This is a genomic window from Dermacoccus sp. CCH2-D9 (assembly GCF_001556795.1).
In the GTDB taxonomy this organism is placed as follows: Bacteria; Actinomycetota; Actinomycetes; order Actinomycetales; family Dermatophilaceae; genus Dermacoccus; species Dermacoccus nishinomiyaensis.
Map to the genome: position 1 here is coordinate 1 of NZ_LSJT01000043.1, position 23,663 is coordinate 23,663.

Annotated in this window: 21 protein-coding genes; 16 read left to right on the plus strand and 5 right to left on the minus strand. The window is 69.5% G+C overall.

The genetic code is table 11. The features are described from left to right. The 9 genes from AX669_RS03630 to AX669_RS03670 all read left to right on the plus strand — a co-directional run. A partial coding sequence (locus AX669_RS03630; RefSeq protein WP_156444914.1) for an AAA family ATPase occupies window positions 1–2,166 on the plus strand: 2,166 nt, incomplete at its 5' end. A 177-nt stretch (window positions 2,167–2,343) separates the two neighbouring features. Further along, entirely contained in the window at window positions 2,344–2,529 is a 186-nt protein-coding gene (locus AX669_RS03635; protein WP_156444915.1) for a hypothetical protein, read from the plus strand. A 68-nt stretch (window positions 2,530–2,597) separates the two neighbouring features. Continuing rightward, window positions 2,598–3,866: a signal recognition particle-docking protein FtsY gene (gene ftsY, locus AX669_RS03640; RefSeq protein ID WP_062256678.1), complete on the plus strand. Its 1,269-nt coding sequence runs from the start codon at window positions 2,598–2,600 to the stop codon at window positions 3,864–3,866. A 204-nt stretch (window positions 3,867–4,070) separates the two neighbouring features. Continuing rightward, window positions 4,071–5,492 carry an ammonium transporter gene (locus AX669_RS03645; RefSeq protein WP_006943275.1) on the plus strand — a complete coding sequence of 474 codons (1,422 nt, stop codon included), beginning with the start codon at window positions 4,071–4,073 and terminating at the stop codon, window positions 5,490–5,492. Further along, complete coding sequence (locus AX669_RS03650; RefSeq protein ID WP_006943278.1) at window positions 5,489–5,827, plus strand: P-II family nitrogen regulator; 339 nt, start codon at window positions 5,489–5,491, stop codon at window positions 5,825–5,827. Before AX669_RS03645 ends, AX669_RS03650 begins: the two co-directional genes overlap by 4 nt. A 287-nt stretch (window positions 5,828–6,114) precedes the next feature. Beyond that, a complete protein-coding gene (locus tag AX669_RS03655) occupies window positions 6,115–8,718 on the plus strand; it encodes an ACT domain-containing protein (protein WP_062256679.1) in 2,604 nt (867 codons plus the stop codon). Window positions 8,719–9,013: 295 nt separating this feature from the next. Then, window positions 9,014–10,630: a signal recognition particle protein gene (gene ffh, locus AX669_RS03660; protein ID WP_006944856.1), complete on the plus strand. Its 1,617-nt coding sequence runs from the start codon at window positions 9,014–9,016 to the stop codon at window positions 10,628–10,630. Between the two features lie 114 nt (window positions 10,631–10,744). Next, window positions 10,745–11,836, plus strand: a complete 1,092-nt coding sequence (locus AX669_RS03665) for an amidohydrolase family protein (RefSeq protein WP_062256681.1) — start codon at window positions 10,745–10,747, stop codon at window positions 11,834–11,836. Between the two features lie 10 nt (window positions 11,837–11,846). Next, window positions 11,847–12,770 carry a GNAT family N-acetyltransferase gene (locus tag AX669_RS03670; RefSeq protein ID WP_062256683.1) on the plus strand — a complete coding sequence of 308 codons (924 nt, stop codon included), beginning with the start codon at window positions 11,847–11,849 and terminating at the stop codon, window positions 12,768–12,770. 131 nt (window positions 12,771–12,901) lie between these two features. On the opposite strand, the gene AX669_RS03675 is transcribed toward AX669_RS03670, so the two are convergent. Next, window positions 12,902–13,279, minus strand: a complete 378-nt coding sequence (locus AX669_RS03675) for a hypothetical protein (protein ID WP_038568827.1) — start codon at window positions 13,277–13,279, stop codon at window positions 12,902–12,904. On the opposite strand from AX669_RS03675, the gene AX669_RS03680 reads away from it, so the two are divergent. Beyond that, entirely contained in the window at window positions 13,260–13,604 is a 345-nt protein-coding gene (locus AX669_RS03680) for a hypothetical protein (RefSeq protein WP_136788072.1), read from the plus strand. The genes AX669_RS03675 and AX669_RS03680 overlap by 20 nt on opposite strands. Window positions 13,605–13,682: 78 nt before the next feature. Here AX669_RS03680 and AX669_RS03685 read toward each other — a convergent pair whose 3' ends face one another. From AX669_RS03685 to aceA, 4 genes are all read right to left on the minus strand, one after another. Beyond that, complete coding sequence (locus AX669_RS03685) at window positions 13,683–14,585, minus strand: hypothetical protein (RefSeq protein ID WP_156444916.1); 903 nt, start codon at window positions 14,583–14,585, stop codon at window positions 13,683–13,685. 27 nt (window positions 14,586–14,612) lie between these two features. Continuing rightward, window positions 14,613–14,933, minus strand: coding sequence for a putative quinol monooxygenase (locus AX669_RS03690; RefSeq protein WP_038568821.1), 321 nt, complete (start codon window positions 14,931–14,933; stop codon window positions 14,613–14,615). A 174-nt stretch (window positions 14,934–15,107) separates the two neighbouring features. Beyond that, window positions 15,108–16,745, minus strand: a complete 1,638-nt coding sequence (gene aceB / locus AX669_RS03695) for a malate synthase A (protein ID WP_062256690.1) — start codon at window positions 16,743–16,745, stop codon at window positions 15,108–15,110. A gap of 253 nt (window positions 16,746–16,998) precedes the next feature. Continuing rightward, window positions 16,999–18,282 (minus strand): isocitrate lyase, encoded by a 1,284-nt coding sequence (gene aceA, locus AX669_RS03705; RefSeq protein ID WP_062256695.1) that lies wholly within the window; start codon window positions 18,280–18,282, stop codon window positions 16,999–17,001. 198 nt (window positions 18,283–18,480) lie between these two features. On the opposite strand from aceA, the gene AX669_RS03710 reads away from it, so the two are divergent. The 6 genes from AX669_RS03710 (at window position 18,481) to rplS (ending at window position 23,640) form a co-directional block, all read left to right on the plus strand. Next, complete coding sequence (locus tag AX669_RS03710) at window positions 18,481–19,995, plus strand: helix-turn-helix domain-containing protein (RefSeq protein WP_062256697.1); 1,515 nt, start codon at window positions 18,481–18,483, stop codon at window positions 19,993–19,995. 259 nt (window positions 19,996–20,254) lie between these two features. Next, a complete protein-coding gene (gene rpsP, locus AX669_RS03715) occupies window positions 20,255–20,734 on the plus strand; it encodes a 30S ribosomal protein S16 (protein WP_062256699.1) in 480 nt (159 codons plus the stop codon). A gap of 5 nt (window positions 20,735–20,739) precedes the next feature. Continuing rightward, window positions 20,740–20,982, plus strand: coding sequence for an RNA-binding protein (locus AX669_RS03720; RefSeq protein WP_006944891.1), 243 nt, complete (start codon window positions 20,740–20,742; stop codon window positions 20,980–20,982). A gap of 196 nt (window positions 20,983–21,178) precedes the next feature. Then, complete coding sequence (gene rimM / locus AX669_RS03725) at window positions 21,179–21,751, plus strand: ribosome maturation factor RimM (RefSeq protein WP_062256701.1); 573 nt, start codon at window positions 21,179–21,181, stop codon at window positions 21,749–21,751. Window positions 21,752–21,755: 4 nt separating this feature from the next. Then, window positions 21,756–22,940: a tRNA (guanosine(37)-N1)-methyltransferase TrmD gene (gene trmD, locus AX669_RS03730; protein ID WP_062256704.1), complete on the plus strand. Its 1,185-nt coding sequence runs from the start codon at window positions 21,756–21,758 to the stop codon at window positions 22,938–22,940. A gap of 334 nt (window positions 22,941–23,274) precedes the next feature. Next, window positions 23,275–23,640, plus strand: a complete 366-nt coding sequence (gene rplS / locus AX669_RS03735) for a 50S ribosomal protein L19 (RefSeq protein WP_038571206.1) — start codon at window positions 23,275–23,277, stop codon at window positions 23,638–23,640. The last annotated feature ends 23 nt before the right edge of the window (window positions 23,641–23,663 follow it).

A 23,663-nucleotide genomic window follows, 5' to 3' on the forward strand; every position in this document is an offset into this window, starting at 1 on the left:
CTCGAGAACCTCCCCGCCGAAGCGTCGGGCGTGCTCGGCGACGTCGTCAGCTGCCTCGAGGTGGAGCCAGGTCACGAAGCCGGCGTCTCGCTCGCTCTGGGGTGGGCTGCCGAGGCCCTGCTCGTCGACTCCCACACCGACGCCGCAGCTCTGTTGGCCGCCCTGCGAGCGCAGGACGGCGGCCGCGTCGCTCTCCTCGTCGCCGGAGACGCGCCGCGCGACGTCACGACCCACGACTGGCCGACCCTTCCCGAGGGTGGCGTCTGGGTGCGCGACGTCGCGAGCGTACCGGCGACGATGCAGAGCGCGTTCGACGTCCTCGTCGACCGACTCGCGATCGTTCCCGACGCCGACGGCGCGCTCGCGCTCGTCCACGCCGGTGCGCGGGCCGTCACCCTCGACGGGGACGTCTACGAACCCACCGCGGTGCGTGGTGGGGGCCGCCCTGGGCGCTCCCGCCTCGAGGTGCGCGCGGCGCACGAGCAGGCCGTCCGGGACGCGGAGATCGCAGCCGACGCCGAGCAGAACGCGGAAAACGCCCTGGAAGCCCTGACGCAGCCACTCGCGGCCGCGCAGGACGCGGCGGACGATGCTGCGGCGGCGCTCGCCGAGAACGACGCGCGCATCGAGGAACTCATGGCGGCGCTCGCGCGTCACCATCAGGCGATCGCCGCGGCCTCCCACGAGCGTGACCGCATCAACGACTCGATCGAGCAGGCGAGCGTCGCGCTCGATGCGAACCGTGAAGAGCTCATGGAACTCGAGATGCGTCTCGACGAGGCGCAGGCCGAACCGGGTGAGAGCGAACCGTCCGTCGCCGAACGAGACCGTCTGGCGACGCTCGCCGCGACGGCGCGCGAGCAGGAGACCGAGCAACGTCTGACGCTTCGCACGCTTCAGGAAAGAGTCCGCGCGATCGCTGGGCGCGCTGAATCCCTCGAGGCCGCCGCACGCTCGGAGGTCGCCGCGCGCGAACGGGCGCAGGCGCGCCGCGTCCGACGTCGGGAGGCCACAGCCCTGGCGCAGGCCGTCGAACGGACCGCCGAACTGGCACGCGAGCAGGTGCATCGCGCGCGCGATGAGGTGACCCGGGCGCGTGACGCCGAGCAGGCAAGCAAGGCGACTCGGGACGAGGCGTTGCGCACCGCCCGCGTCCGCCTGCAGGAATGCAGCGACCAACTGCGCGAGGTCACCGACTCCGTCCACCGCGACGAGATGGCGCGCGCTCAGCAGCGGCTGCGCATCGAGGCGCTGGAGACGAGGGCGGTCGAGGAACTCGGCATCGACCCTGACGTCCTCGTCGAAGAATTCGGGCCGCATCTGCCGGTGCCGCTGTTCGAGGCCGGCGCCGGTATGACGGCCGGCGAGAAAGCCGACACCCAGGCATCGTCGGGACGCGCTCCGTCAGGGCAGGGGAGCGAGGGCGACGACGCAGACGGCGGCCCCCCGAGCGGTACTGAGCCCGTCGCGAGCCGCCCGTTCGAGCGGGCCCTGGAGGAGAAGCGGCTACGCACGGCCGAACGCGACCTCAAGCAGCTCGGCAAGGTCAATCCGCTGGCCCTCGAGGAGTACGCGGCCCTGGAGGAACGGCACACGTTCCTCAGCGAGCAGCTCGCCGACCTGCGCGGCTCGAAGAAGGACCTGCTGTCCATCGTCAGCGAGGTCGACGCGCGCGTCGAGCAGGTCTTCACCGAGGCGTTCCACGACGTGGCGCGCGAGTTCGAAGGTGTCTTCTCCCGCCTGTTCCCCGGCGGTGAAGGGCGGCTCGTTCTGACCGACCCCGAGAACATGCTGACGACGGGCCTCGATGTCGAAGCGCGCCCGCCGGGCAAACGCATCAAGCGGTTGTCGCTGCTGTCCGGCGGCGAGCGTTCCCTTGTCGCCGTTGCGCTGCTCGTGTCGATCTTCAAGGCGCGCCCGAGCCCGTTCTACATCATGGACGAGGTCGAGGCGGCCCTCGACGACGCGAACCTCGGTCGCCTCATCACGCTGTTCGAGGAGCTTCGTGACTCGAGCCAGCTCATCGTCATCACGCACCAGAAGCGGACGATGGAGGTCGCCGACGCCCTCTACGGCGTGACGATGCGCGGTGACGGCGTGACGACGGTGGTCTCACAGCGTCTCGCCGACGTGCGGGTCGCACCCGAGCCGGCCGAGGCGTCCTGACGGCGCCGCTGGCCGTTGTGCGACGCGAGGGCCGCCTGAGGCGCGTCGACTGGCGCCGTCAGGACGGTTCGGCGACAATCGTGGCGGAGCAGGCCTCATGCGCTCGCTCCCACCCGACGTGCCATCCGCGCGTCACACCCACCCCTCGGAGGATTCGTGTTCTGGATCGTGCTCGGTATGACGCTGACCGTCGTTCTGGCGGCGTTCGTCGTCGGCATCGTCGCGCTGCCGGCGCGACGGGCGGGCCGTCCGGTGCTCACCACGCGTGGCGAGAAGCTCTTTCGTGTCGGGCACGCGCCCCCCGCCCCGCGCGCCGCGACGGCCAAGGACGGCGAGCGCGGCGGTCGGATCCGCCGCTCCTGATCCCCAGCTGACGCGTGCCGTCGCCGCCTCGTTGGGCGGTTGTCGGTGCCGTTTGCAATGATGGCGGCGTGGATCAGCTCTGGGAAATTCTTGGTGTCGTCGCCGTAGCGCTCGTCGCCGCCGTCATGGGCCTCGTGGCCTTCGTCCGCAGCCGTTCGCGCAAGGCTCCGAAGGTTCCGGCGCGCGAGGAATCCGTCGAGATTCCGCGCACGCCACCGAAGAAGACGCAGTACACGCCGAGTTCGGGTGTGCGCATCGACACGTCGAAGTCGGCGGCGCCCACCCCGGCGAAGCCCGCGCCGACCGACGTCGTCGACGCACCACGCGACGAAGCGCCCGCCCCCGAGGTCGTCGAGCCCGCTGACGTCGTCGACGAGACGCCCGCGCCCGAACCGGCTGCGCTCGAGCGCCCCGAGTCGGCCCGTGGGCGCATGGTTCGCCTGCGTGAGCGACTGTCGCGCTCGAACACTGCGCTCGGCAAGGGCCTGCTCGCCATGCTGTCCGGCGGCAGCCTCGACGACGAGGCGTGGGAGGACGTCGAGGACACGTTGCTGCAGGCCGACCTGGGTGTCGAGGCGACGACGCAGATCGTCGACAACCTCAAACGCCGCATCGCCGTGCACGGTGCCACGGACGAGGAAACCGTCTCCGGCTGGTTGCACGAGGAACTGCTCGCGCAGGTCGGCCCCGACATGGATCGCCGCATCGCGGCGAGCCGTGTGGGCGATCGGCCCGCCGTCGTCCTCGTCGTCGGCGTCAACGGCACGGGCAAGACGACGACCGTCGGTAAGCTCGCGCGCGTCCTCGTCGCCGAGGACAAGGACGTCATCCTCGGCGCGGCCGACACGTTCCGTGCCGCCGCGGCCGACCAGCTCGAGACGTGGGGCGCCCGCGTCGGCGTGCCCACCGTTCGCTCCGAGAAGGAGGGCGCCGACCCGGCCGCCGTCGCGTTCGACGCTGTCAAGGCCGGTCAGGAGAACGAGTGCGACGTCGTGCTGCTCGACACCGCGGGGCGCCTGCACAACAAGGTCGGTCTCATGGACGAGCTCGCCAAGATGAAGCGCGTCATCGAGAAGCGCAGCCCCATCGACGAGGTGCTGCTCGTCCTCGACGCGACGACCGGCCAGAACGGCATGCGTCAGGCCGAGGTGTTCGGCCAGGCGGTCGACGTCACGGGTGTCGTACTGACGAAGCTCGACGGCACCGCCAAGGGCGGCATCGTCGTCAACGTCCAACGTGAGCTCGGCGTGCCCGTCAAGCTCGTCGGGCTCGGCGAGGGCCCCGACGACCTCGCGCCGTTCGACCCGGAGGCCTACGTCAACGCCGTGCTCGACTGAGCAGGCCGGTCTCGAGCCACGCAGCGCCCACCCCGTCGTCACGGCCGGTGGGCGCTCGTGCGTCCACGCTTCGACACGAAACGTCTCACATGGCGTGCATACCCTGAGGATGTCACCGCGATTTCACGTCAGCGCCGCATCCGAAACGTGGGCGAAACATCGCGGGCCGCATGCTGAAACGTGGCGAGGGCAGGATCACTGAGCATGAACGCACACCTTCTGGCGGCAGAGGCCGCCCCGAAACTCGACTATGCGGCCACCGCATTCGTCCTCGTGTGCGCATCGCTCGTGCTCATGATGACGCCCGCGCTGGCGTTGTTCTACGGCGGGATGACGCGCTCCAAGTCGGTGCTCAACATGATGATGATGTCGTTCGGCGCCCTCGGCGTCGTCGGCATCATCTATGTGCTCTACGGCTACTCGATGTCGTTCGGCACCCACGACATCGCCGGGCTGATCGCGAACCCGGGTGACAAGTTCGGTCTGCACAACGTCGCCGACGTGTTCAACTCGTTCGGGTACGAGGGCTACGGAAACATCCCCGAGCTCGCGTTCGTGGGCTTCCAGCTCACCTTCGCGGGCCTGACGGTCGCGCTCATCTCCGGCGCCATCGCCGACCGTGTGAAGTTCTCGACGTGGCTCGTCTTCTCCGCGATCTGGGCGACGATCGTGTACTTCCCGATCGCGCACATGGTGTGGGGCGGCGGGTTCCTCGGCGGCACCGACCAGGGAGTCGCCGCGACGATGTTCGGTTCGGCCGACGGCAAGGCCACGTTCGCACCGATCGACTTCGCGGGCGGCACCGTCGTCCACATCAACGCGGGCATGGCGGGCCTCGTCCTCGCTCTCATCGTCGGGCGCCGCGCCGGTTTCGGCCGCGTGCCCATGCGCCCCCACAACGTGCCGCTGACCATGCTCGGCGCCGGTCTGCTCTGGTTCGGCTGGTTCGGGTTCAACGCGGGTTCCGAGCTCGCCGCAGACGGTTCGGCCGCCCTCGTGTGGGTCAACACGGCCGCCGCGACGTGTGCGGCGATGATCGGTTGGCTCGCCGTCGAGAAGATCAAGGACGGTGAGGCGACGTCCATCGGTGCCGCCTCCGGCGTCGTCGCCGGTCTCGTCGCGATCACCCCCGCCTGTGGTGCGCTCAGCCCCGTCGGCTCGCTCATTCTCGGCGCGGTCGCCGGCATCCTCAGCGCCCTGGCCGTCAGCCTGAAGTTCAAGTTCAACCTGGACGACTCGCTCGACGTCGTCGGCGTCCACCTCGTCTCCGGCCTGTGGGGCACGATCGGCGCCGGCCTGCTGTCGACGACGAACGGCCTGCTTTACGGCAAGGGCTACGAGCAGACGGTCGTGCAGATCGTCATCGCGCTCGGTTGCGTCGCGTTCACGGGCGTGCTCACCGCCGTCATCGGTCTCGCCCTCAAGGCGACGATGGGCTGGCGCATCGACCACGACGACGAGCTCGCGGGCATCGACTCCGCCGAGCACGCCGAATCCGCCTACGATTTCGGTGGGTTCGCCTCCGGTACCCGCGTCGGCCACGGCCTGCTGCCGTCCGGCCACGGCCCCCTCGGTGGCAGCACCACCGGCGCAGAACACAACGACCCGCGAGGAGTGCAGGCATGAAACTCGTCACCGCCATCATCAAGCCGTTCAAGCTCGACGACGTCAAGGAAGCCCTCGAGGCCTTTGGCATCGCCGGGATGACGGTGAGCGAGGTCAGCGGCTACGGCCGCCAGCGCGGCCACAGCGAGGTGTACCGCGGCGCCGAATACAGCGTCGACTTCGTGCCGAAGCTGCGCATCGAGGTCGTCATCGACGACGCCGACGCGCCCGCCGTCGTCGACGCCGTCGTGCGTGCCGCGCAGACGGGACGCATCGGCGACGGCAAGGTGTGGACCGTTCCCGTCGACGACATCGTGCGCGTACGCACCGGCGAGACCGGCGCTGCCGCGGTCTGAGCGCCCCGGGGACGTGAGCCTCGACGACGTGAGCCTCGACGACGTGGCGCACGAGTCCTCGTGGCCCGAGTGCCGACGGTGACGGTCGGCCGCCCCGGTTCGGTCGAGACCCTGACGAACGCCGTCGCCGCGCAAGGATCGCCGGCCCGGCGTTCGTCGGCGTCCGTCCCGCGTCGTGAGGCGCACCGCGCCGCGCGCCAAGCCGTCGTAGTCGCCGTAGACGCACAACCCCAGCCATCGACGGCGCAGAACCCCCGCCCAGCCCTCCGAGAGAGGACGATGCAGCCATGAGCGCCGTGTCCGCCCACTACGCCGCACGTCTCGACCTCGCGCGCACGCGCGAGTTCGAGCAACCCGGCGCGGGCCCCGCACGTCGGGAGCGGCTCGCGGCGTCGGCCCATGCCTTCATGGCACAGGCCTGGCGCGATGCGTGTGCGGCGACGGGGCTGCCCGAGTGTCAGAGCGGTGTGGCGCTCGCCGTCGTCGGCTCGCAGGCCCGGGGCGATGCGGGGCCGTTGAGCGATTACGACCTCGTCCTCCTGCACGACGGGCGCAGCGTCGGCTCGAAACGCATCACCGAGCTCGCGGACGCCCTGTGGTACCCGTTGTGGGATGCAGGGGTGCGCTTCGACCACTCCGTGCGCACGCTGGCGCAGTGCCGCCAGGCCGCGTCGTCAGACCTCGCCGCTGCGGTCGGCATGCTCGACATCGCGTCCGTGGCCGGTGACGACGTCCTCGTCGCCGGGGTACGCCAGGCGATCGCCGCCGACTGGCGCGGTGCCGCGCGCAAGCGGCTGCCGGAGGTCGTCGAGTCGTTGCGGGCGCGGCACGCGCGTTTCGGTGACATCGCGACGACGCTCGATCCGGACCTCAAGGAATCCGGGGGAGGCCTGCGCGACCTCAGCCTCGTCGGCGCGCTGACGACGGCGTGGCTCGCCGACCCTCACCGCGCCAGCGCAGAACGCGCCCGAGCGCAATTGCTCGACGTGCGCGACGCGTTGCACGTCGTCACCGGGCGGGGTCGGGAGCGGCTCAGCCTGCAGGATCAGGACGCCGTCGCGGCGCTGCTCGGGTGCTCCGACAGCGACGAGTTGCTGACGCGCGTCGTCGACGCGGCGCGCACGATCACGTACGTGACGGACGCGGCCGTGCGCGCGGCCGGCCAGTCGCAGCGAGCCCGGGCGTTGCGCGTCGGGCCGCGCCGACCGTCGCTGACGTCGCTCGGGCACGGGTTGCACCTGCACGACGGCGAGGTCGTCCTCGGCGCGGGGCGCCGCGACGGCGGGCACCTGACGTTGCTGCGCGCCGCCGCTGCGGCGGCCTCGCGGGGTGCGCTCATCGGGCCGACGACCCTCGCGAACCTCGTCGCGAGCTGCGGGCCGCTGCCCGCCCCGTGGCCGCGAGAGATCCGGGAGGGTTTCGTGGGGTTCCTCGCGAGCGGGCCCGGCATCGTCGACGTGTGGGAGGGCCTCGATCTGAGCGGCATCGTCGACGTCTGGCTGCCCGAGTGGTCGACGGTGCGTTCGCGCCCGCAACGAAACGCGATCCACCAGTTCACCGTCGACCGACACAGCATCGAGGCCGTCGTCATCGCGGCGGGCCTGCGCGAGCACGTGGCACGGCCCGACCTGCTCCTCGTCGCCGCGCTGCTGCACGACATCGGCAAGGTCGCAGGCGCGCGTGACCACAGCGCGGAGGGCGCACCCGTCACGCGCGCGATCTGCCAGCGCATGGGCTTCGATCGCGCCGACTGCGACCTCGTCGAACGTCTCGTGCGCGAACACCTCACGCTCGTCGATCTGGCGACGAAACGCGACCCCGACGACCCTGCGACCGTCAGGATGCTCTGCGAGGCGGCCGGCAGCGCCGAAGGCCTCGACCTGCTCGACGCGCTGACGGAGGCCGACGCGCGAGCAGCGGGACCACAGGCATGGACGACGTGGCGCGCCGGCCTCGTGCGCGACCTCGCCGCGCGAGCACGCAGGCGTTTCGCGTCGGGGGAGACGGTCGCAGGCGTGCCCGCACCTGCCGCGACCTTCGAGGGTGCCTCGTCCCCCGACAGGTCATCGCCCGGGGCGACGGCCGAGCAGCGGCCGTCCGAGGACGTGGCGACCGGACGCGCCGTTTCTCTTCCTGCGGTCTCTCGACCCTCAAGTCGCGCCCCCGCGGCGTCAGCCCAGGCCCTGGGCGAGACCGATTCGGTCGCGGAAGGCGACGGGGTGCAGGCGCAGGTCGACGCTGGCAGCCCGTCGGGCATCGTGAGCGCGGACGAGCGGGGACGCGTCGCGGCGGGGGAGGTGGTCGTCGAGATCGAGCCGCTGGAGGGCGTGAGCGGCGTTGTGACCGTCCGCATCGTCGACGTCGACCGGCTCGGCCTCTTCGCCGACATGGCGGGCGTGCTCGGGCTGCGACGCACGTCCGTGCGGTCGGCGAACCTGCGGACGATCGACGGCCTCGCCGTCGACACGTGGGTCGTCGAGGTGCCGCACGGCGACGTGCCGCGCACGAGCGACCTGGCGCGGTCGCTGCGAACGTTGCGCGAGGGCGAGCGCCTGCCGCTGCGTGCCCTCGAGGCGGACGCGCGCCGTCGCGCCGCCGCGGGGCCGTCACGCGCGACGATGCCGCGGGCGTCCGCGTTCGTCGTCCCGGGTGCATCGCAGCACGCGACCGTCATCGAGGTGCGCGCCGCCGACCGTCTCGGATTGTTGTTCGACGTGGGGTCGGCATTCGCCGCCGAGCGGGTCTCCGTGCGCTCCGCGCACATCGCGACATATGCGGGACGCAGCGCCGACACCTTCTACGTCACGGACGAGCAGGGCTCGCCGCTGGCGCCACCGCACGCGGCGCGCGTCATCGGCGCCGTGCTCGACGCCGTCGGCACCGCCGGCTGACGCATCTCTTCGCTCGAACCGCTACCTCGAGGAACTCCGGCACCCGTCCCCATCGACGATCTGCATCCCCATCCGCGAATCCCGTCCCCCTCTGCGATTTTCGTCTACATCTGCATCTACGCCCATGTGGACGAGCATCGCAGATGGGGACAGTCGCCACGATGCGTCGTTCCTCGAGGGCATTCCCGCCGAGACCGAGCGTCGACATCGACGAACGCCGACGCGACGGGCTCGGCATCGGCGCCACTGCACGGTCGATCTGACGGGGCCGCATGGGAGCGGGTAATCTGGGCCGGTGTTCAATAGCCTCTCAGACCGCCTGACAGCGACCTTCGCCAACCTCAAGGGCAAGGGGCGTCTCACCGAGTCAGACATCAACGCGACCATCCGTGACATCCGGATGGCGTTGCTCGATGCCGACGTCGCGCTGCCCGTCGTCAAGCAGTTCACGCGGGGGGTGCGTGAGCGTGCGCTCGGTGCGGAGGTCAGCCAGGCGCTGAACCCCGGCCAGCAGGTCGTCAAGATCGTCAACGAGGAGCTCGTCGCGATCCTCGGCGGCCAGACGCGGTCGATCCAGTACGCGAAGACGGGCCCGACCGTCATCATGCTCGCCGGTCTGCAGGGTTCCGGTAAGACGACGTTCGCGGGCAAGCTCGCGCGTCGGCTGCGCGACGAGGGTCACTTCCCGGTGCTCGTCGCCGCCGACCTGCAGCGTCCGAACGCCGTGCGTCAGCTCGAGGTCGTCGGTGAGCGTGCGGGCGTGCCGGTGTTTGCGCCCGAGCGTGGCAACGAGGGTGGCCACGACGCGGTCTCGGAGACGGGCGAGGGCACACGCAGCCACGGCGACCCCGTCTGGGTTGCCCAGGCCGGTGTCGCACAGGCGAAGGTACGCCAGTACGACGTCGTCATCGTCGACACCGCGGGTCGTCTCGCTGTCGACGAGAACCTCATGCAGCAGGCCGCCGACATCCGTGAGGCGATCCAGCCGAACGAGGTGCTGTTCGTCATCGACGCGATGATCGGTCAGGCCGCCATCGAGACGGCGATCGCGTTCCAGGACGGCGTCGACTTCACGGGTGTCGTCCTGTCGAAGCTCGACGGTGACGCCCGCGGTGGTGCCGCCCTCTCGGTGGCCTCGGTGACGGGTCGCCCGATCATGTTCGCCTCGACGGGCGAGGGCGTGAAGGACATCGAGGTCTTCCACCCCGATCGCATGGCGAGCCGCATCCTCGACATGGGTGACGTGCTGACGCTCATCGAGCAGGCGGAGCGCGCGTTCGACAAGCGCCAGGCCGCCGAGATGGCGCGCAAGTTCATGGACGAGGAGGATTTCACGTTCGACGACTTCCTCCAGCAGATGTCGGCCATCAAGAAGATGGGCAACATCAAGGGCCTGCTCGGCATGATGCCGGGCATGGGCCAGATGCGTGACCAGCTCAACTCGCTCGACGAGCGCGAGTTCGACCGTGTCGAGGCCATCGTCCGCTCGATGACGCCGTTCGAACGCACGCACCCCAAGCAGATCAACGGTTCGCGACGCGCGCGCATCGCGCGAGGTTCGGGCGTCTCGGTCTCCGAGGTCAACCAGTTGCTGCAGCGTTTCGGCGAGGCGCAGAAGATGATGCGTCAGCTGAAGCGTGGCGGCGGCATGCCGGGCATGCCGGGCATGGGTGCGATGCCTGGTGGCGGCGGTGGCAAGAAGGCGAAGAGCCAGCCGAAGAAGAAGGGCAAGAGCGGCAACCCCGCCAAGCGTGCGCAGGAAGAGGCGGCCGCAGCGGCCAAGGCCGAAGCGGCGCGTGCGGCCGCGATGGAGAACGCCTTCGGCCAGATGAACGACGAGCCCGACTACTCGAACATGAAGCTGCCGAAGGGCTTCGAGAAGTTCCTCGGCCCGGGGGCGGACAAGGACTAACCGCGTCGGTCGTCCTTCGGCCCGGAGGAGTTGTGCAGGTTCGTGCGACCGGTATCGCGAACATGCACGACCTCTCGGGCGATCAGCGCCGACGTCGCGCGATAGTGTCGGTTCATGAATGACGATGTGCTTCACCTCACCGGCTGCATCCTGGCCGGGCCTGACGATGAGGTGGGGGAGGCCTGGGTCGTCGACGGACGCATCACCTACGCGCGTCCCGAGACGAACCTCGACGACGCCGTCGAGCTCGACGGCTGGTTCCTGCCGGGGCTCGTCGACGCGCACTGCCACGTCGGGCTCGAGTCGCATGGGGGAGTGCCGCCCGAACGCGCCGAAGAGCATGCCCTCGCCGACCGCGCGGCCGGCGCGCTCCTGCTGCGCGACTGCGGCTCACCCGTCGACACGCACTGGATCGACGAACGTGACGACCTGCCCCGCATCGTCCGCGCCGGCCGCCACATCGCCCGCACCAAGCGCTACATCCGTAACTACGCCCACGAGATCGAGCCCGAAGATCTCGTCGCGTACGTGCGCCAGGAGGCGCGCCGCGGTGACGGCTGGGTCAAGCTCGTCGGCGACTGGATCGATCGCGACGCCGGCGACCTCACCCCGTGCTGGCCCGCAGAGGCACTGAAACCCGCCATCGACGCCGCCCACGCCGAGGGCGCGCGCGTCACCGCGCACTGCTTCGGCGAGCAGTCATTGTTCGACTTCGCGGACGCCGGCGTCGACTGCATCGAGCACGCGAGCGGCCTCACCGAGGAATCCATCGCACTGTTCGCCGAGCGCGACATCGCGATCGTCCCGACCCTCGTCAACCTCGACAACTTCCCGACGTTCGCCGCTGCCGGCGAGGCCAAGTTTCCCGCCTACGCGGCGCACATGCGCGACCTGCACGCCCGCCGGTACACCACGATCGGCGCGGCCCGCGACGCCGGCATCCGCATCTACGCCGGCACCGACGCGGGCGGTCAACTGCCGCACGGCCTCATCGCGAGCGAGGTCGCCGAGATGACGAACGCCGGGATGAGCAACAGCGAAGCACTCGCGACGGCGACGTGGGGCGCGCGCGAATGGCTCGGCCACGAACGCCTGACGGAGGGTGCGCCGGCCGACATCGTGATGCTCGACGCTGACCCGCGCGACGACGTGCGCGTCCTCGCCGCGCCGCGCCACGTCGTCCTGCGCGGACGCATCGTCGAATGAGGCCGAACGCATGAGCAGCGCCGAATTCCTCCACGCCGACGGCGAACGTGTCAGCGTCAGCGTTGCCCGGCGAGCCGACATCGAGCCCTACCGACGCGCGATGACGCGCTCCGCGGCACGCATCGGCTCATGGAACCCCGTCAATCCGGGCGATCTCGTCCACCACCTCGCGGCGCAATCCGAGAAGCACCGCACCTTCCTCATCCGCGCCCATGACGACGTGCGCGCCCCGCACGACACGGCCGGTCTCGTCGGCTGCGTCAACGTGTCGAACGTCGTGCAGGGGCGGTTCATGAGCGCGACGATGGGGTACAACGCATTCGACCCGTACGTCGGGCGGGGGCTGTTCCGCGAAGGTCTCGCGCTCGTCGTCGACATCGCTCTGCGCCCCACCCCGTCGGGCATGGGCCTGCACCGCGTCGAGGCGAACGTGCGCACGGCCAACGCGACGTCGGCGGGCGTCCTGCGGTCGCTCGGTTTCAGACGCGAACGCACCGTCCGCCGCATGTTGTGGCTCGCCGACGGCCCGTCGGGCGCCAACGCCTGGCGCGATCACGACTCCTACGCGATCACCCGCGAAGAATGGCCGGCACGCGCCTACGCCGAGCATGACTCTCCGGCCGGCGTCATCGTCCTCGACGACGCGATCAGTGAACTGATCGCCGTTGCGCTGGCGCGTGAGCTGACGGCGGTGGCCCTGTTCGGACTGCCTTACGCGGCGGCCCTCGACGTCGCTGCGTACGCCGGTGCGCCGATCGTGTGGTGCGCGGGTTCCTCAGCTGAGCGCGCCCTCGTCGATCTGACGGCTCGCGGCGTGCGCGCCGCGCGGCCCGATGACGTCACTGCCGCGCAACTGCGGAAACTCAACGACAGTCCCCACGATGCGCGAGCCTTCGTCCAGCAGGCGCTGAACTTGCGTCCGCGTCTCAGCTGACCACCGCTTCGAGCGTTCCCCGCCGAACCACACCGGACGTCGAGCCACGCTGAGGTCGCGCCACACCGAGCATGCTGCCGGGCCCTCACCACACGCGTGGTGAGGGCCCGGCAGCATGCTCGGTCAGCGCGTCACTTGACGGTGACGTTCACCGAGTCCGAAGCGAACTGCGAGCCGTTCTCGAGGAACTTGATCGAGTAGGTGCCCGACTGCTCCATCGGTACCTTGACGGTCAGCGTGACAGCCTGGCCGTCAGCGTTCGAGGTGCCCTTGGAGTCGAGCGTGCCCTTCTTCGACTGTGAACCGTTCGAGATCTCATAGCTGTACTTCGCGCTGGACTTGAACTGCACGGCTGTCGTGAAGTAGACCCGCTGGCCCTTGTACGAGGCGTCGATGCTGCTCGCGTCCTCCTTGCAGAACTGAGCCGACGACACGTAAGCCAGGTTCTTGCTGAGGCACGAACGCGTCTCGTGGCTCGAGGCGAAGCCGATGATGTCGCTCTTCGTCACCTTTGCAGAACTGGCTGCCTGCGAGCTGGGCGACGAAGACGAGTCGGTCGATGCTGACGAGCTCGTCTCCGAGGTCGCGGGCGACGACTCGGGCGACGATTCAGCGGCGCTCGACGTCTCGGGCGCAGCCGACGTGGCCTGCGACTGGGCGGCCGTGGGGCTCGACGACATGGGGTTGCTCGGCACAGCGGCGCCCGACGATGAGCTGCCGCCGCTCTCGACGGTGCTGCATCCTGCAAGCGTGAGCGAGGCCAGTGCGAGCGTCGGGACGATGGTTCGGCTGATCTTCATGGCGTCCTCCTGGTTGTCGGTGTCATCATTCTGATGCGTTGGACACGGATCCGGTTCCATCTCGGAGAAAAGAACTCATGAAGCCTCGATAGATCCTGAATGCGGCCTGGTCTCAGCCGTTCACGACGACCCGGAAGTCGCGCCGCACGAGCAGCTTCTCGCCCTTGTAGACCTCGCAGCGGGCGTCATCGCTGCCCGCGACGGTGATGTTCGCCGTCACCACCCCGAGGTTCTTGTCGACGCGCCCTGCCTCGAACGGGAAGTCGAACACCCGCGTGCCCTTGCGGATCCGGACGCGCAGTGGCGACCCCTTCGCCCCCGCGACGACGGCGGAGCACTGCAGGCCCTTGCCGCGCTCGAGCTGGATCACGTCAGAGGTCTCGGCGCACGAGCGCGATTTCTTCTTTCGCCCCGGGGTGTCCTTGATCTCGGTGCACATGCGCACCTGGCTGGCGCCGTCGACGCCCTGCGGGCCCTTGACCTCGACGGAGCCGCTCACCGGCTTGGCGCCGTCGACGGTGAACTCGCACGTGTAGATGCCGGCGGGCATGGCGGCCGGGGCGACGCCGATGTCGCCGCTCAGTGCGACCTTGCCGTCCGAACCGGGCCTGCCGACGTCGCCGGTCTGCGACGTCAGCTCGTTGCCGTCCTTGAGCACGCGAATCTTCACCTTGCGTCCCGGTTTGACCGTGGTCGCGCAGGCGAGGTCGCCGCCCTCGTAGACGGTGGTGGGGGAGGTGCACCTCTTGTTCTTGACCTTCGCCTGGTCGCAGAACGTCATCGACCCGGCCTGAGCCGTGCCTCCCGGAGTGACGAAGGTGTCGGCGACGCGTGACGAATCAAATGACGCCGAACTCGACGGCGACGGACGGGTCGTGGACGGCGACGCCGTCACCGTCGTCGCGCTCTGGCCGGCGGGCGCCTTGAGCGAATCACCGGTGTAGCTGCAGGCCGTGAGCGGCAGGCACCCCGTGAACAAGACGCTGACGAGGCGTCCTACTGTCAGGGTGCGCATCGTGCGTCCTCCCCCTCGTGATCCGCGTCAGTCGACGCTGATCTCACCCATCTCGTCCCAGCCATCGCCCTCGACCTGACGCGAGACGATCTTGGGCGTGGCCGTGAGCCACTCAGCCGTCGACGACGTGAAGGCCTTGAAGTGGTCCGAGGAGACGTGCGCCACGGCCGCGTCGTCCTGAAACGCCTCGACGAGCACGAACTCGTTCGGCTTCTCGACGCTGCGGCTCCACTCGAACCACAGGTTGCCCGCCTCGGCGCGCGTGGCCGCGGTGAAGTCGGCGACGTGGTCCATCCACCCGTCGACCTTGTCGGGGCGGACGTCGAACTTGACAACGATGAAGATCATGGTGATTACCTCTCGAGTGCGCCCGCTGGACGTGACGATGACGTGGCGTGCACCTGCGCGACGCCACGTCATCTTTCTATCACCTCATACCGACAACGCCCCCGGGGCGACGGCTCGACGCGCTCACGGGCACGCAGATCGCTCGCCGTACCCGTCGGCGTCACACGGCCGAGCTCAGGCGACCTCGTCGACCTTCTCCGACTGACGAAGGTCGTCGGAGTCGATGCTGCGCGGCATGCGCAGCCCCTCGTCGAGCAGGAAGCGGACGTAGGCGTAGTTGGAGAAGAATCCGGGCAGCTCGTCGGTGAGCGCGCTGCGTTCGAGCACCTCGCGGGCCTCGTCGAGGCGCTCGGACTCGTCGGCGTCGGCGGTGCGCTTGAGCTTGGTCATCTCCTCGTCGATGACGCGCCCGAGCAGCTCCCGCGTCACCTGCGGACCCTCGGCGAGCTGCGTCGAGTGGTGCAGCCACTGCCACAGCTGGGCGCGGCAGATCTCGACGGTCGCCGCATCCTCCATGAAGTTGCCGATGGCGACGGCGCCCTTGCCGTCGATCCACGCCGCGAGGTACTGCAGCGCGACGCTGACGTTGTGGCGCACGCCCTGCAGGCTCGTCGTCTGCATCGTGCCCTCGAGGCTGACGAGGGCCGCCGCGTCGAAGCGCTGCGGGCGCTTGACGTCGATCTGGTCGAGCTTGTCGCCGAGGACGTGGGTGAAGGCAGACAGCACCGTGTCGACCATCGCGGGGTGGGCGACCCACGAACCGTCGAAACCCTCCTCGGCCTCGCGCTCCTTCTCGGTGTGGACGACGTTGAGGACGCGGTGACGCATGTCGTCGTCCTGCAGCGTCGGGTTGTTCGCGGCGGGCGCGGCGATCGCGTGCGTGCCGCGCTTGTGCGCCGTCGTGACGAGCAGTTCGGTGAACTCGCGCATGAACGGCGTCGTCATCGTGATGCGCTCGCGGTCGGGCAGGACGTACTCGTCGCCGCGGTGGGCGAAGGTACGCACGTAGCTGAAGATGTAGTCCCAGCGGCCCGCGTTGAGACCGGCGGCATGCTCGCGCAGTTCGTAGAGGATCTCCTCCATCGCGAACGCGGCGGGCAGTGTCTCGATGAGGATGCTCGCACGGATCGTGCCGCGCTCGATGCCGAGGGCGTCCTGAGCTTCGACGAAGACGTCGTTCCACAGGCGCGCCTCGGCCGCCGACTCGATCTTCGGCAGGTAGAAGTACGGGCCGAACCCGGCGTCGATGAGAGTCTGCGCGTTGTGGAAGAAGAACAGGCCGAAGTCGACGAGCGTCGCCGAGATCGGGCGGCCGTCGACCGTCAGGTGCTTCTCGCACAGGTGCCACGCGCGTGGGCGCATGATGAGCGTCGGACGCTTGCGCTCCGGGTGCGCGCGGTACTCGCGCACCGCGTCGGCGAGCACGACCTGGCCCTCGATCATGTTGAACCACGTCGGTGACGTCGCGTCCTCGAGATCCGCGAGCCACGTCGAGGCGTTCGACTCCATCGCGTGCTGCGTCATCGAGCGCGTGACGGGGGAGACGAGCTCGACGCGGCGATCGAGCAGCCCCGGCGCGGCGGGCGCGACCTGCCACGACGCGTCGTCACGCACGGACTGCGTCGCGGGGTCGAAGTCGAGGTCGGTGCCCGTGTTGATGCGGCGTGACAGGTCGCGACGCTGCGCGAGTAGTTCGGCGCGACGCCCGGCGAACGCTCCGTCGAGCCGGCCGAGGAAGGCGAGGGCGCCGGGCGTCAGGACCTCCTCGAACCGAGGGTGCAGCTGACCGCGGACGGTGGGGGAAGAGCTCATGAGCCCTCCTTCGGGTGCGCTGTGGGCGTCGTCGGGGCGACGGCTGGGCTGGGCTTGGACTCCATCATGACCGATCGCGACGCCCGGGCGGGCGACGCTCGCGACGCGGACACGGCGGCCGCGGCACGCATGATCGCGGGATCGAGCGATCAGGTGCACGGCGCGACGGGGGTAGGGGTGAGCCCCCACCCCCACGCGATCGGAGCCAGGTGATCGCGCGGGGGATGGGGGCCGGTTCAGTGGCGGGAGCAGCTCAGAACTGAGCGCTCTCCGTCGACTCCTTCAGCGCGGTCGTCGACGACTCGGGGTTGAGCGTCGTGGCGACCAGGTCGAAGTAGCCCGTGCCGACCTCGCGCTGGTGACGCGTGGCCGTGTAGCCGCGGCTCTCGGAGGCGAACTCGCGCTCCTGCAGCTCGACGTACGCCTTCATCTGCTCGCGGGCGTAGCCGTGGGCCAGGTCGAACATCGAGTAGTTGAGAGCGTGGAAGCCGGCGAGGGTGATGAACTGGAACTTGAAGCCCATCGCGCCCAGCTCGCGCTGGAACTTGGCGATCGTGTCGTCGTCGAGGTGCTTCTTCCAGTTGAACGACGGCGAGCAGTTGTACGCCAGCATCTGGTCGGGGAAATCGGCCTTGACGGACTCGGCGAACTTCTTCGCGAGCTCGAGGTCGGGCGTGCCCGTCTCCATCCAAATGAGGTCGGCGTAGGGCGCGTAGGCCTTCGCACGCTCGATGCAGGGCTCGATGCCGTTCTTGACCTTGTAGAAGCCCTCGTTCGTGCGCTCGCCGGTGAGGAACTGCTGGTCGCGCTCGTCGACGTCGGACGTGATGAGCGTCGCGGCCTCGGCGTCCGTGCGGGCGATGACGACGGTCGGCGTGTTCGACACGTCGGTGGCGAGGCGGGCGGCGTTCAGCGTGCGAACGTGCTGCTTCGTCGGGATGAGCACCTTGCCGCCGAGGTGGCCGCACTTCTTCTCGGAGGCCAGCTGGTCCTCCCAGTGCACGCCGGCGGCGCCGGCGGCGATCATCGACTTCATGAGCTCGTACGCGTTGAGCGGGCCACCGAAGCCGGCCTCGGCGTCGGCGACGATCGGCACGAGCCACTCGTCGACGCTCTTGATGCCCTCGGAGAACTCGATCTGGTCGGCGCGCATCAGGGCGTTGTTGATGCGGCGGACGACCTGCGGCACCGAGTTGGCCGGGTAGAGCGACTGGTCCGGGTACGTCTGGGCGGCGAGGTTCGCGTCACCGGCGACCTGCCAACCGGACAGGTAGATGGCCTTGAGGCCGGCCTTGACCTGCTGGACGGCCTGGTTGCCCGTCAGTGCGCCGAGGGCGTTGACGAAGTCCTCGGTGTGCAGCTTCTCCCAGAGGTTCTCGGCGCCGTGCTTGGCGAGGGTGAACTCCTCCTGGATGCTGCCCTGGAGACGGACGACGTCCTCAGCGCTGTAGTCACGCTTGACGTTCTTCCAGCGCTCATTGGTGTCCCAGTCGTTCTGGATCTCGGCGGCGCGTGCCTGGATGTTCTCGCCAGTCATGGCTCCTGGTCCTTTCCTCGGTGAAGCCTCAGCCGGGTGGCGGTGGGGCTCGATGTGTCCACTCTGGCCGATCGAACTGGCAAGTAACAAGAGTTTTCCGATAAAGATCTGCGATTATTGACACATCGACAGGTTTTTCGGGGTCTTTGGCTCCGAGTGAGCACGAGGTGACGCATGGCGCGGGCGAAGGTTAACGGTATGAGCGACACGAGCGCACCGCGCGAGGGGCGGCTGTCGCGCCCCCGCGTCTCCACCGAGACGGCCACCCGACCCGAGCGCGCCGCACCCGACGCCCTGACGATCGGACGCCGCCTGCGTCACGTACGTCAGGGCGCCGAGCGGACGCTCGGAGACGTCGCGGCCGCCGTCGGCATGAGCCCGTCGGCGCTCTCGCTCATCGAGAACGGCAAGCGCGAGCCGCGACTGTCGGTGCTGACGTCGCTGGCCGAGGTGCTCGCCGTCCCCCTCGCCGACCTGCTCGCGACCGCGCCGCCGTCACGGCGTGCCGCGCTGGAGATCCGACTCGAACGCGCGCAGCGCGCCGAGCAGTACTCGGCGCTCGGGCTGCCGACGGTTCGGGTCGGGCCGCGATTGCCGACGGAGGCGCTCGAGGCGCTCGTCGGGATGCACGAGGCGCTCGCGTCGATGCGGAGCGAGCGCGCCGCGACGCCCGAGCACGCCCGGCGTGCGAACGCCGAACTACGCACGCGCATGCGGGAGGCCGACAACTACTTCGGTGACATCGAGCAGGCAGCCGCCGACCTGCTCGCCGGCGTCGGGCATGCGGGCGGGCCGGTCTCGCGCACCTCCGTCGATCGGATGGCGGAGCACCTCGGGTTCTCGCTCGTGCACACCTCGGATCTGCCGAACTCGACGCGCACCGTCAGCGATCTGGCCAATCGCCGGATCTACCTGCCGCAGCCGGAGGCGGGCCAGCACGACGCGCGTTCGCTCGCGCTGCAGGCGCTGGGGCACCTCGTCCTCGGCCACGAGGTGCCGGCCGACTACGCCGAGTTCCTCTCCCAGCGCGTCGAGATCAACTACTTCGCGGCGGCCGTCCTCATGCCGGAGAAGGAGCTGGGGGCGCGGCTGCTCGAGGCCAAGGCGGCCAAGGACATCTCTATCGAGGACCTGCGCGACGCGTACGGCGTCTCCTACGAGACGGCCGCGCACCGGTTCACGAACCTCGCGACGAAGGTGCTCGACATCCCCGTCCACTTCATGCGCATCAGCGCCGACGGCGTCATCTACAAGGCGTACGAGAACGACGGCATCGTCTTCCCGGCGGACGCGACGGGCGCCATCGAGGGCCAGCGGGTGTGCAAGCACTGGACGGCGCGTGTCGTGTTCGACCAGCCCGATCTGTCGCGCTCGTACCAGCAATACACGGACACGCGCTCGGGCACGTACTGGTGCTCGGCGTTCGTCGATCGCACCTCGTCGGGCTTGTTCAGCGTCAACGTCGGGACTCCGTACCAGCACGTGAAGTGGTTCCGCGGGCGCGAGACGACGTCGCGCTCGCAGTCGCGATGCCCCGACCCGTCGTGCTGCACGCAGCCGCCGGGGGAGCTGACGGCGCGCTGGGGCGGGCACGCCTGGCCGAGCGCTCGCGTGCATTCGCACCTGCTCGCCGCGATGCCGCCCGGCACGTTTCCGGGCGTCGACGACACCGAGGTGTACCAGTTCCTCGAACGCCACGCGCGCGAGAGCTGACGTCCCTTCCTGATGTCGCCCGGGTTTTCGGGCGCCCGCGTCCGAGAACCCGGGCAACATCACGAGGGAACGCGGCGATTGGGCGTAGCTGGCGCCCTCTGGCAGAATGGCGGGGTACCCGTGTGTCTGCCACCGCAGATGCGCGCCTACCCCGAGTCACGGTTCCCCGCGAGGTTCGGTGTGCGTCCGTACAACGCTCGCCGTCACACCCCCTTCGGTCTTGCCGTGGTTCACACGAACAGAAAGTGAGACCGCCACCATGGCAGTCAAGATTCGCCTCAAGCGCCTCGGCAAGATCCGTCAGCCCCAGTACCGCGTCGTCGTCATGGACAGCCGGACGAAGCGTGACGGCCGCGCGATCGAGGAGATCGGCAAGTACCACCCCAAGGAGGAGCCGAGCCTCATCGAGATCGACTCCGAGCGTGCGCAGTACTGGCTCTCCGTCGGCGCGCAGCCGACCGAGCAGGTCGCCGCGCTGCTCAAGATCACGGGTGACTGGCAGAAGTTCAAGGGCGAGCCGGGTGCCGAGGGCACGCTGAAGAAGGCCGAGCCGAAGGCCGACAAGAAGGCCCTCTACGAGGCCGCTCTCAAGGCTGCGCAGAACGCGACGGACTCCTCGAAGGACGGCGCCACCACGGCCAAGAAGAAGGCTGACGCCCCCAAGGCCGAGGCGCCCGCCGCCGAGGCCCCCGCCGCTGACGCTCCGGCTGCCGAGGCCGAGAAGACCGAAGAGGCCTGATCCTCGTGCTCGAAGAAGCACTGGAGCACCTCGTCAAGGGCATCGTTGACCACGACGGCGACGTCGTCGTGCGTCACAAGGACGGGCGCCGCGGCGAACTCCTCGAGGTTCGCGTGCACCCCGACGACCTGGGGCGCGTCATCGGCCGCTCCGGTCGCACCGCCTCCGCCCTTCGCACCGTGGTCTCCGCGCTGGCCGGCGGTCGCCCGGTTCGTGTCGACATCGTCGACACCGACCGCGCCCGCTGAGCTGTCGCACCGACGAAACCGCCTCCGCCGTCACGGTGGGGGCGGTTTCGTATTGCCGGATGCGTCGGCCGGGCGAGCGGCCGGGGTGTGGTCGCGCCGCGAAGGGCTTGGGCGCGTCGGGCCGGTGGCGGACCTGCGGGGTGCGCCCGCGACACGGGCGCCAGGGCTGTGCTGGTGCGATGCGACAATAGGCGGCATGGATGACGTCGTCGTGGCACGGATCGGCAAGGCTCACGGGTTGAAGGGCGAGGTGACCGTGCAGCTGCACACGGATTCGCCGGAGCAGCGGTTCGTGCCCGGCGAAACGTTCGAGACGGAACCGGCCTCACGCGGCCCGCTGACCCTGCGCTCGGCGCGCGTTCACAACGGCCTCCACCTGCTCGCCTTCGACGAGGCGCCCGATCGCACGGCCGCCGAAGGGTTGCGCGGCATCAAGCTGCTCGCCGAGGCCGACGACCTCGACGAGGACGACGCCTGGTACGAGGAGGACCTGCTCGGGTTCGACGTCGTCGTCGCCGGTGAGAAGGTCGGCGTCGTCAAGGCGCTCGAATCACGCGAGGTGCAGGATCTGCTCGTCGTCGACGGTGTCGAGGGCTACGACATCCTCGTGCCGTTCGTCGAGGAGATCGTGCCCGAGATCGACGAGGACGCGCGCGTCGTCGTCGTCACGCCCCCGCCGGGGCTGCTCGATCTCGCACGTCCCGATGCGCCCGACGCCCCCGACGACAGCGCCGCGCTCGAGGCCACCGATCCGGCGGAGGCGAACTGAACTCGTGCGCTGCGACATCATCTCGATCTTCCCTGAATACCTCGAACCGCTGAAGCTCAGCCTGCCCGGTCAGGCGCAGCGCAAGGGCCTGCTCGACGTGGCCGTGCACGACCTGCGCGACTTCGCGCACGACCGTCACCGCACCGTCGACGACACGCCCTACGGCGGTGGGGCCGGCATGGTGATGAAGCCGCAGCCGTGGTGGGAAGCGCTCGAGCATGTGCGCACCCTGGGCGACGGCACGCCGACGCTCATCGTCCCCGGCCCCGGTGGTGAGGTGTTGACGCAGCGGCTCGCGCGCGAACTCGCAGACGAGGACTGGCTGATCTTCGCGTGCGGCCGATACGAGGGTATCGACGAACGCGTCTACGAGGCTGCGGCCGACGTCATGCCGGTGCGCGTCATCTCCCTCGGTGACTACGTGCTCAACGGGGGAGAGGTCGCCGTCCTCGCGATGATCGAGGCCGCGGCCCGGCTGCTGCCGGGGTTCATGGGCAACGCAGAGTCGCTCGTCGAGGAGTCGCACGAGGACGGTCTGCTCGAGTACCCCGTCTACACGAAACCCGCGACCTGGCAGGGACGTGAGGTGCCGCCGGTGCTGCTCTCCGGCGATCACGGCAAGGTCGCCGCGTGGCGACACCAGCAGCGCCTCGAGCGGACGGCCGCGCGTCGTCCCGACCTGCTGCACGCCTCCTCGGCCGTGACGCCCGGTGGCGTCGACGATCGCTGGGGCGGTGCCCTGATCGCGAAGGCGACGCCCGCCGACGTCGGCGATCTGCTGACGTGCACGCACGCGTGCTGGCTGCGTGAGGGCATCCTCAACGACACGCTGACGATCCCCGCACAGCACGAGACGGTCGAATCGCTCACGGCGTCGCTCCATGAGTGGGACACGTACGTCCTGCGTCATGACGGCCGGTTCATCGGTTCGGTGCGGGGCAAGCTCGTCGACGACACCTGGCACATCGGCCGGCTCATGGTGGTGCCCGACCTGCACGGACGCGGCCTGGGGCGCGCGTTGCTGGAGTTCATCCAGGAGGTCGCCCCGAGCGACGCGACGCGGTTCGAGCTCTTCACCGGAACGGGCAGCGAGCACAACCTCAAGCTCTACAAGAAGGCCGGGTTCCGCGGTGTCGTGCAGCCGAACGGCACGACGGTCGTGTTCACCAAGCGTCGCCGGGGGCGCTGAGCGTCGTACCGCGCCTCTCCATGTACCCACGTCCCTGCCTGCCCGGCGGGCAGGGGGCGTCTTTCGCCGGGGCGCCGGGGCTGCGGATTTCCTCATGGCGGCCGTTCCTGGCAGGATGAACCCTTGCGTCATGTCGCCATGAGTCCCCGCCGCAGGGGGAGTGACTCGTGCGGCAGGTACCCCCGGGGTTTCGATGTAGATCATCCCGGGCATCACCTCGTCGATCACGCGGGTCATGAGACTCGACATGCCGCACGTTCCGCACAGCTTTCCGGCCACCATGGCCGGAACTGACCGTGGCAACCTGCGCGTGCCACAGATACGAGAGATCGACATGAACAAGTTCGACGCGATCGAAGCGGCGAGCCTGCGCTCCGACGTCCCGGAATTCCGCGCCGGCGACACGCTCAACGTCCACGTCAAGGTCATCGAAGGCACGCGTTCGCGTGTCCAGGTGTTCAAGGGCGTCGTCATCCGTCGCCACGGCGGCGGCGTCGGCGAGACCTTCACCGTCCGCAAGGTGTCCTTCGGCGTCGGTGTGGAGCGCACGTTCCCCGTCCACACGCCCGTGATCGAGAAGATCGAGGTCGTGACGCGCGGTGACGTGCGCCGCGCCAAGCTGTACTACCTGCGCGACCTGCGCGGCAAGGCAGCCAAGATCAAGGAGAAGCGAGACGCGGTTCCCGCCAAGAAGGCCTGAGAACGCGCACAGCTCCCAGACGG

Bases quoted from the DNA above. Each gene is read 5' to 3' on its own strand.
- AX669_RS03635 (WP_156444915.1), top strand. From the start codon at position 2,344: ATGACGCTGACCGTCGTTCTGGCGGCGTTCGTCGTCGGCATCGTCGCG.
- AX669_RS03645 (WP_006943275.1), top strand. From the start codon at position 4,071: ATGAACGCACACCTTCTGGCGGCAGAGGCCGCCCCGAAACTCGACTAT.
- AX669_RS03650 (WP_006943278.1), top strand. From the start codon at position 5,489: ATGAAACTCGTCACCGCCATCATCAAGCCGTTCAAGCTCGACGACGTC.
- AX669_RS03655 (WP_062256679.1), top strand. From the start codon at position 6,115: ATGAGCGCCGTGTCCGCCCACTACGCCGCACGTCTCGACCTCGCGCGC.
- AX669_RS03665 (WP_062256681.1), top strand. From the start codon at position 10,745: ATGAATGACGATGTGCTTCACCTCACCGGCTGCATCCTGGCCGGGCCT.
- AX669_RS03670 (WP_062256683.1), top strand. From the start codon at position 11,847: ATGAGCAGCGCCGAATTCCTCCACGCCGACGGCGAACGTGTCAGCGTC.
- AX669_RS03680 (WP_136788072.1), top strand. From the start codon at position 13,260: ATGATGTCGCTCTTCGTCACCTTTGCAGAACTGGCTGCCTGCGAGCTG.
- AX669_RS03685 (WP_156444916.1), bottom strand. From the start codon at position 14,585: ATGCGCACCCTGACAGTAGGACGCCTCGTCAGCGTCTTGTTCACGGGG.
- AX669_RS03690 (WP_038568821.1), bottom strand. From the start codon at position 14,933: ATGATCTTCATCGTTGTCAAGTTCGACGTCCGCCCCGACAAGGTCGAC.
- aceB (WP_062256690.1), bottom strand. From the start codon at position 16,745: ATGAGCTCTTCCCCCACCGTCCGCGGTCAGCTGCACCCTCGGTTCGAG.
- aceA (WP_062256695.1), bottom strand. From the start codon at position 18,282: ATGACTGGCGAGAACATCCAGGCACGCGCCGCCGAGATCCAGAACGAC.
- AX669_RS03710 (WP_062256697.1), top strand. From the start codon at position 18,481: ATGAGCGACACGAGCGCACCGCGCGAGGGGCGGCTGTCGCGCCCCCGC.
- rpsP (WP_062256699.1), top strand. From the start codon at position 20,255: ATGGCAGTCAAGATTCGCCTCAAGCGCCTCGGCAAGATCCGTCAGCCC.
- rimM (WP_062256701.1), top strand. From the start codon at position 21,179: ATGGATGACGTCGTCGTGGCACGGATCGGCAAGGCTCACGGGTTGAAG.
- rplS (WP_038571206.1), top strand. From the start codon at position 23,275: ATGAACAAGTTCGACGCGATCGAAGCGGCGAGCCTGCGCTCCGACGTC.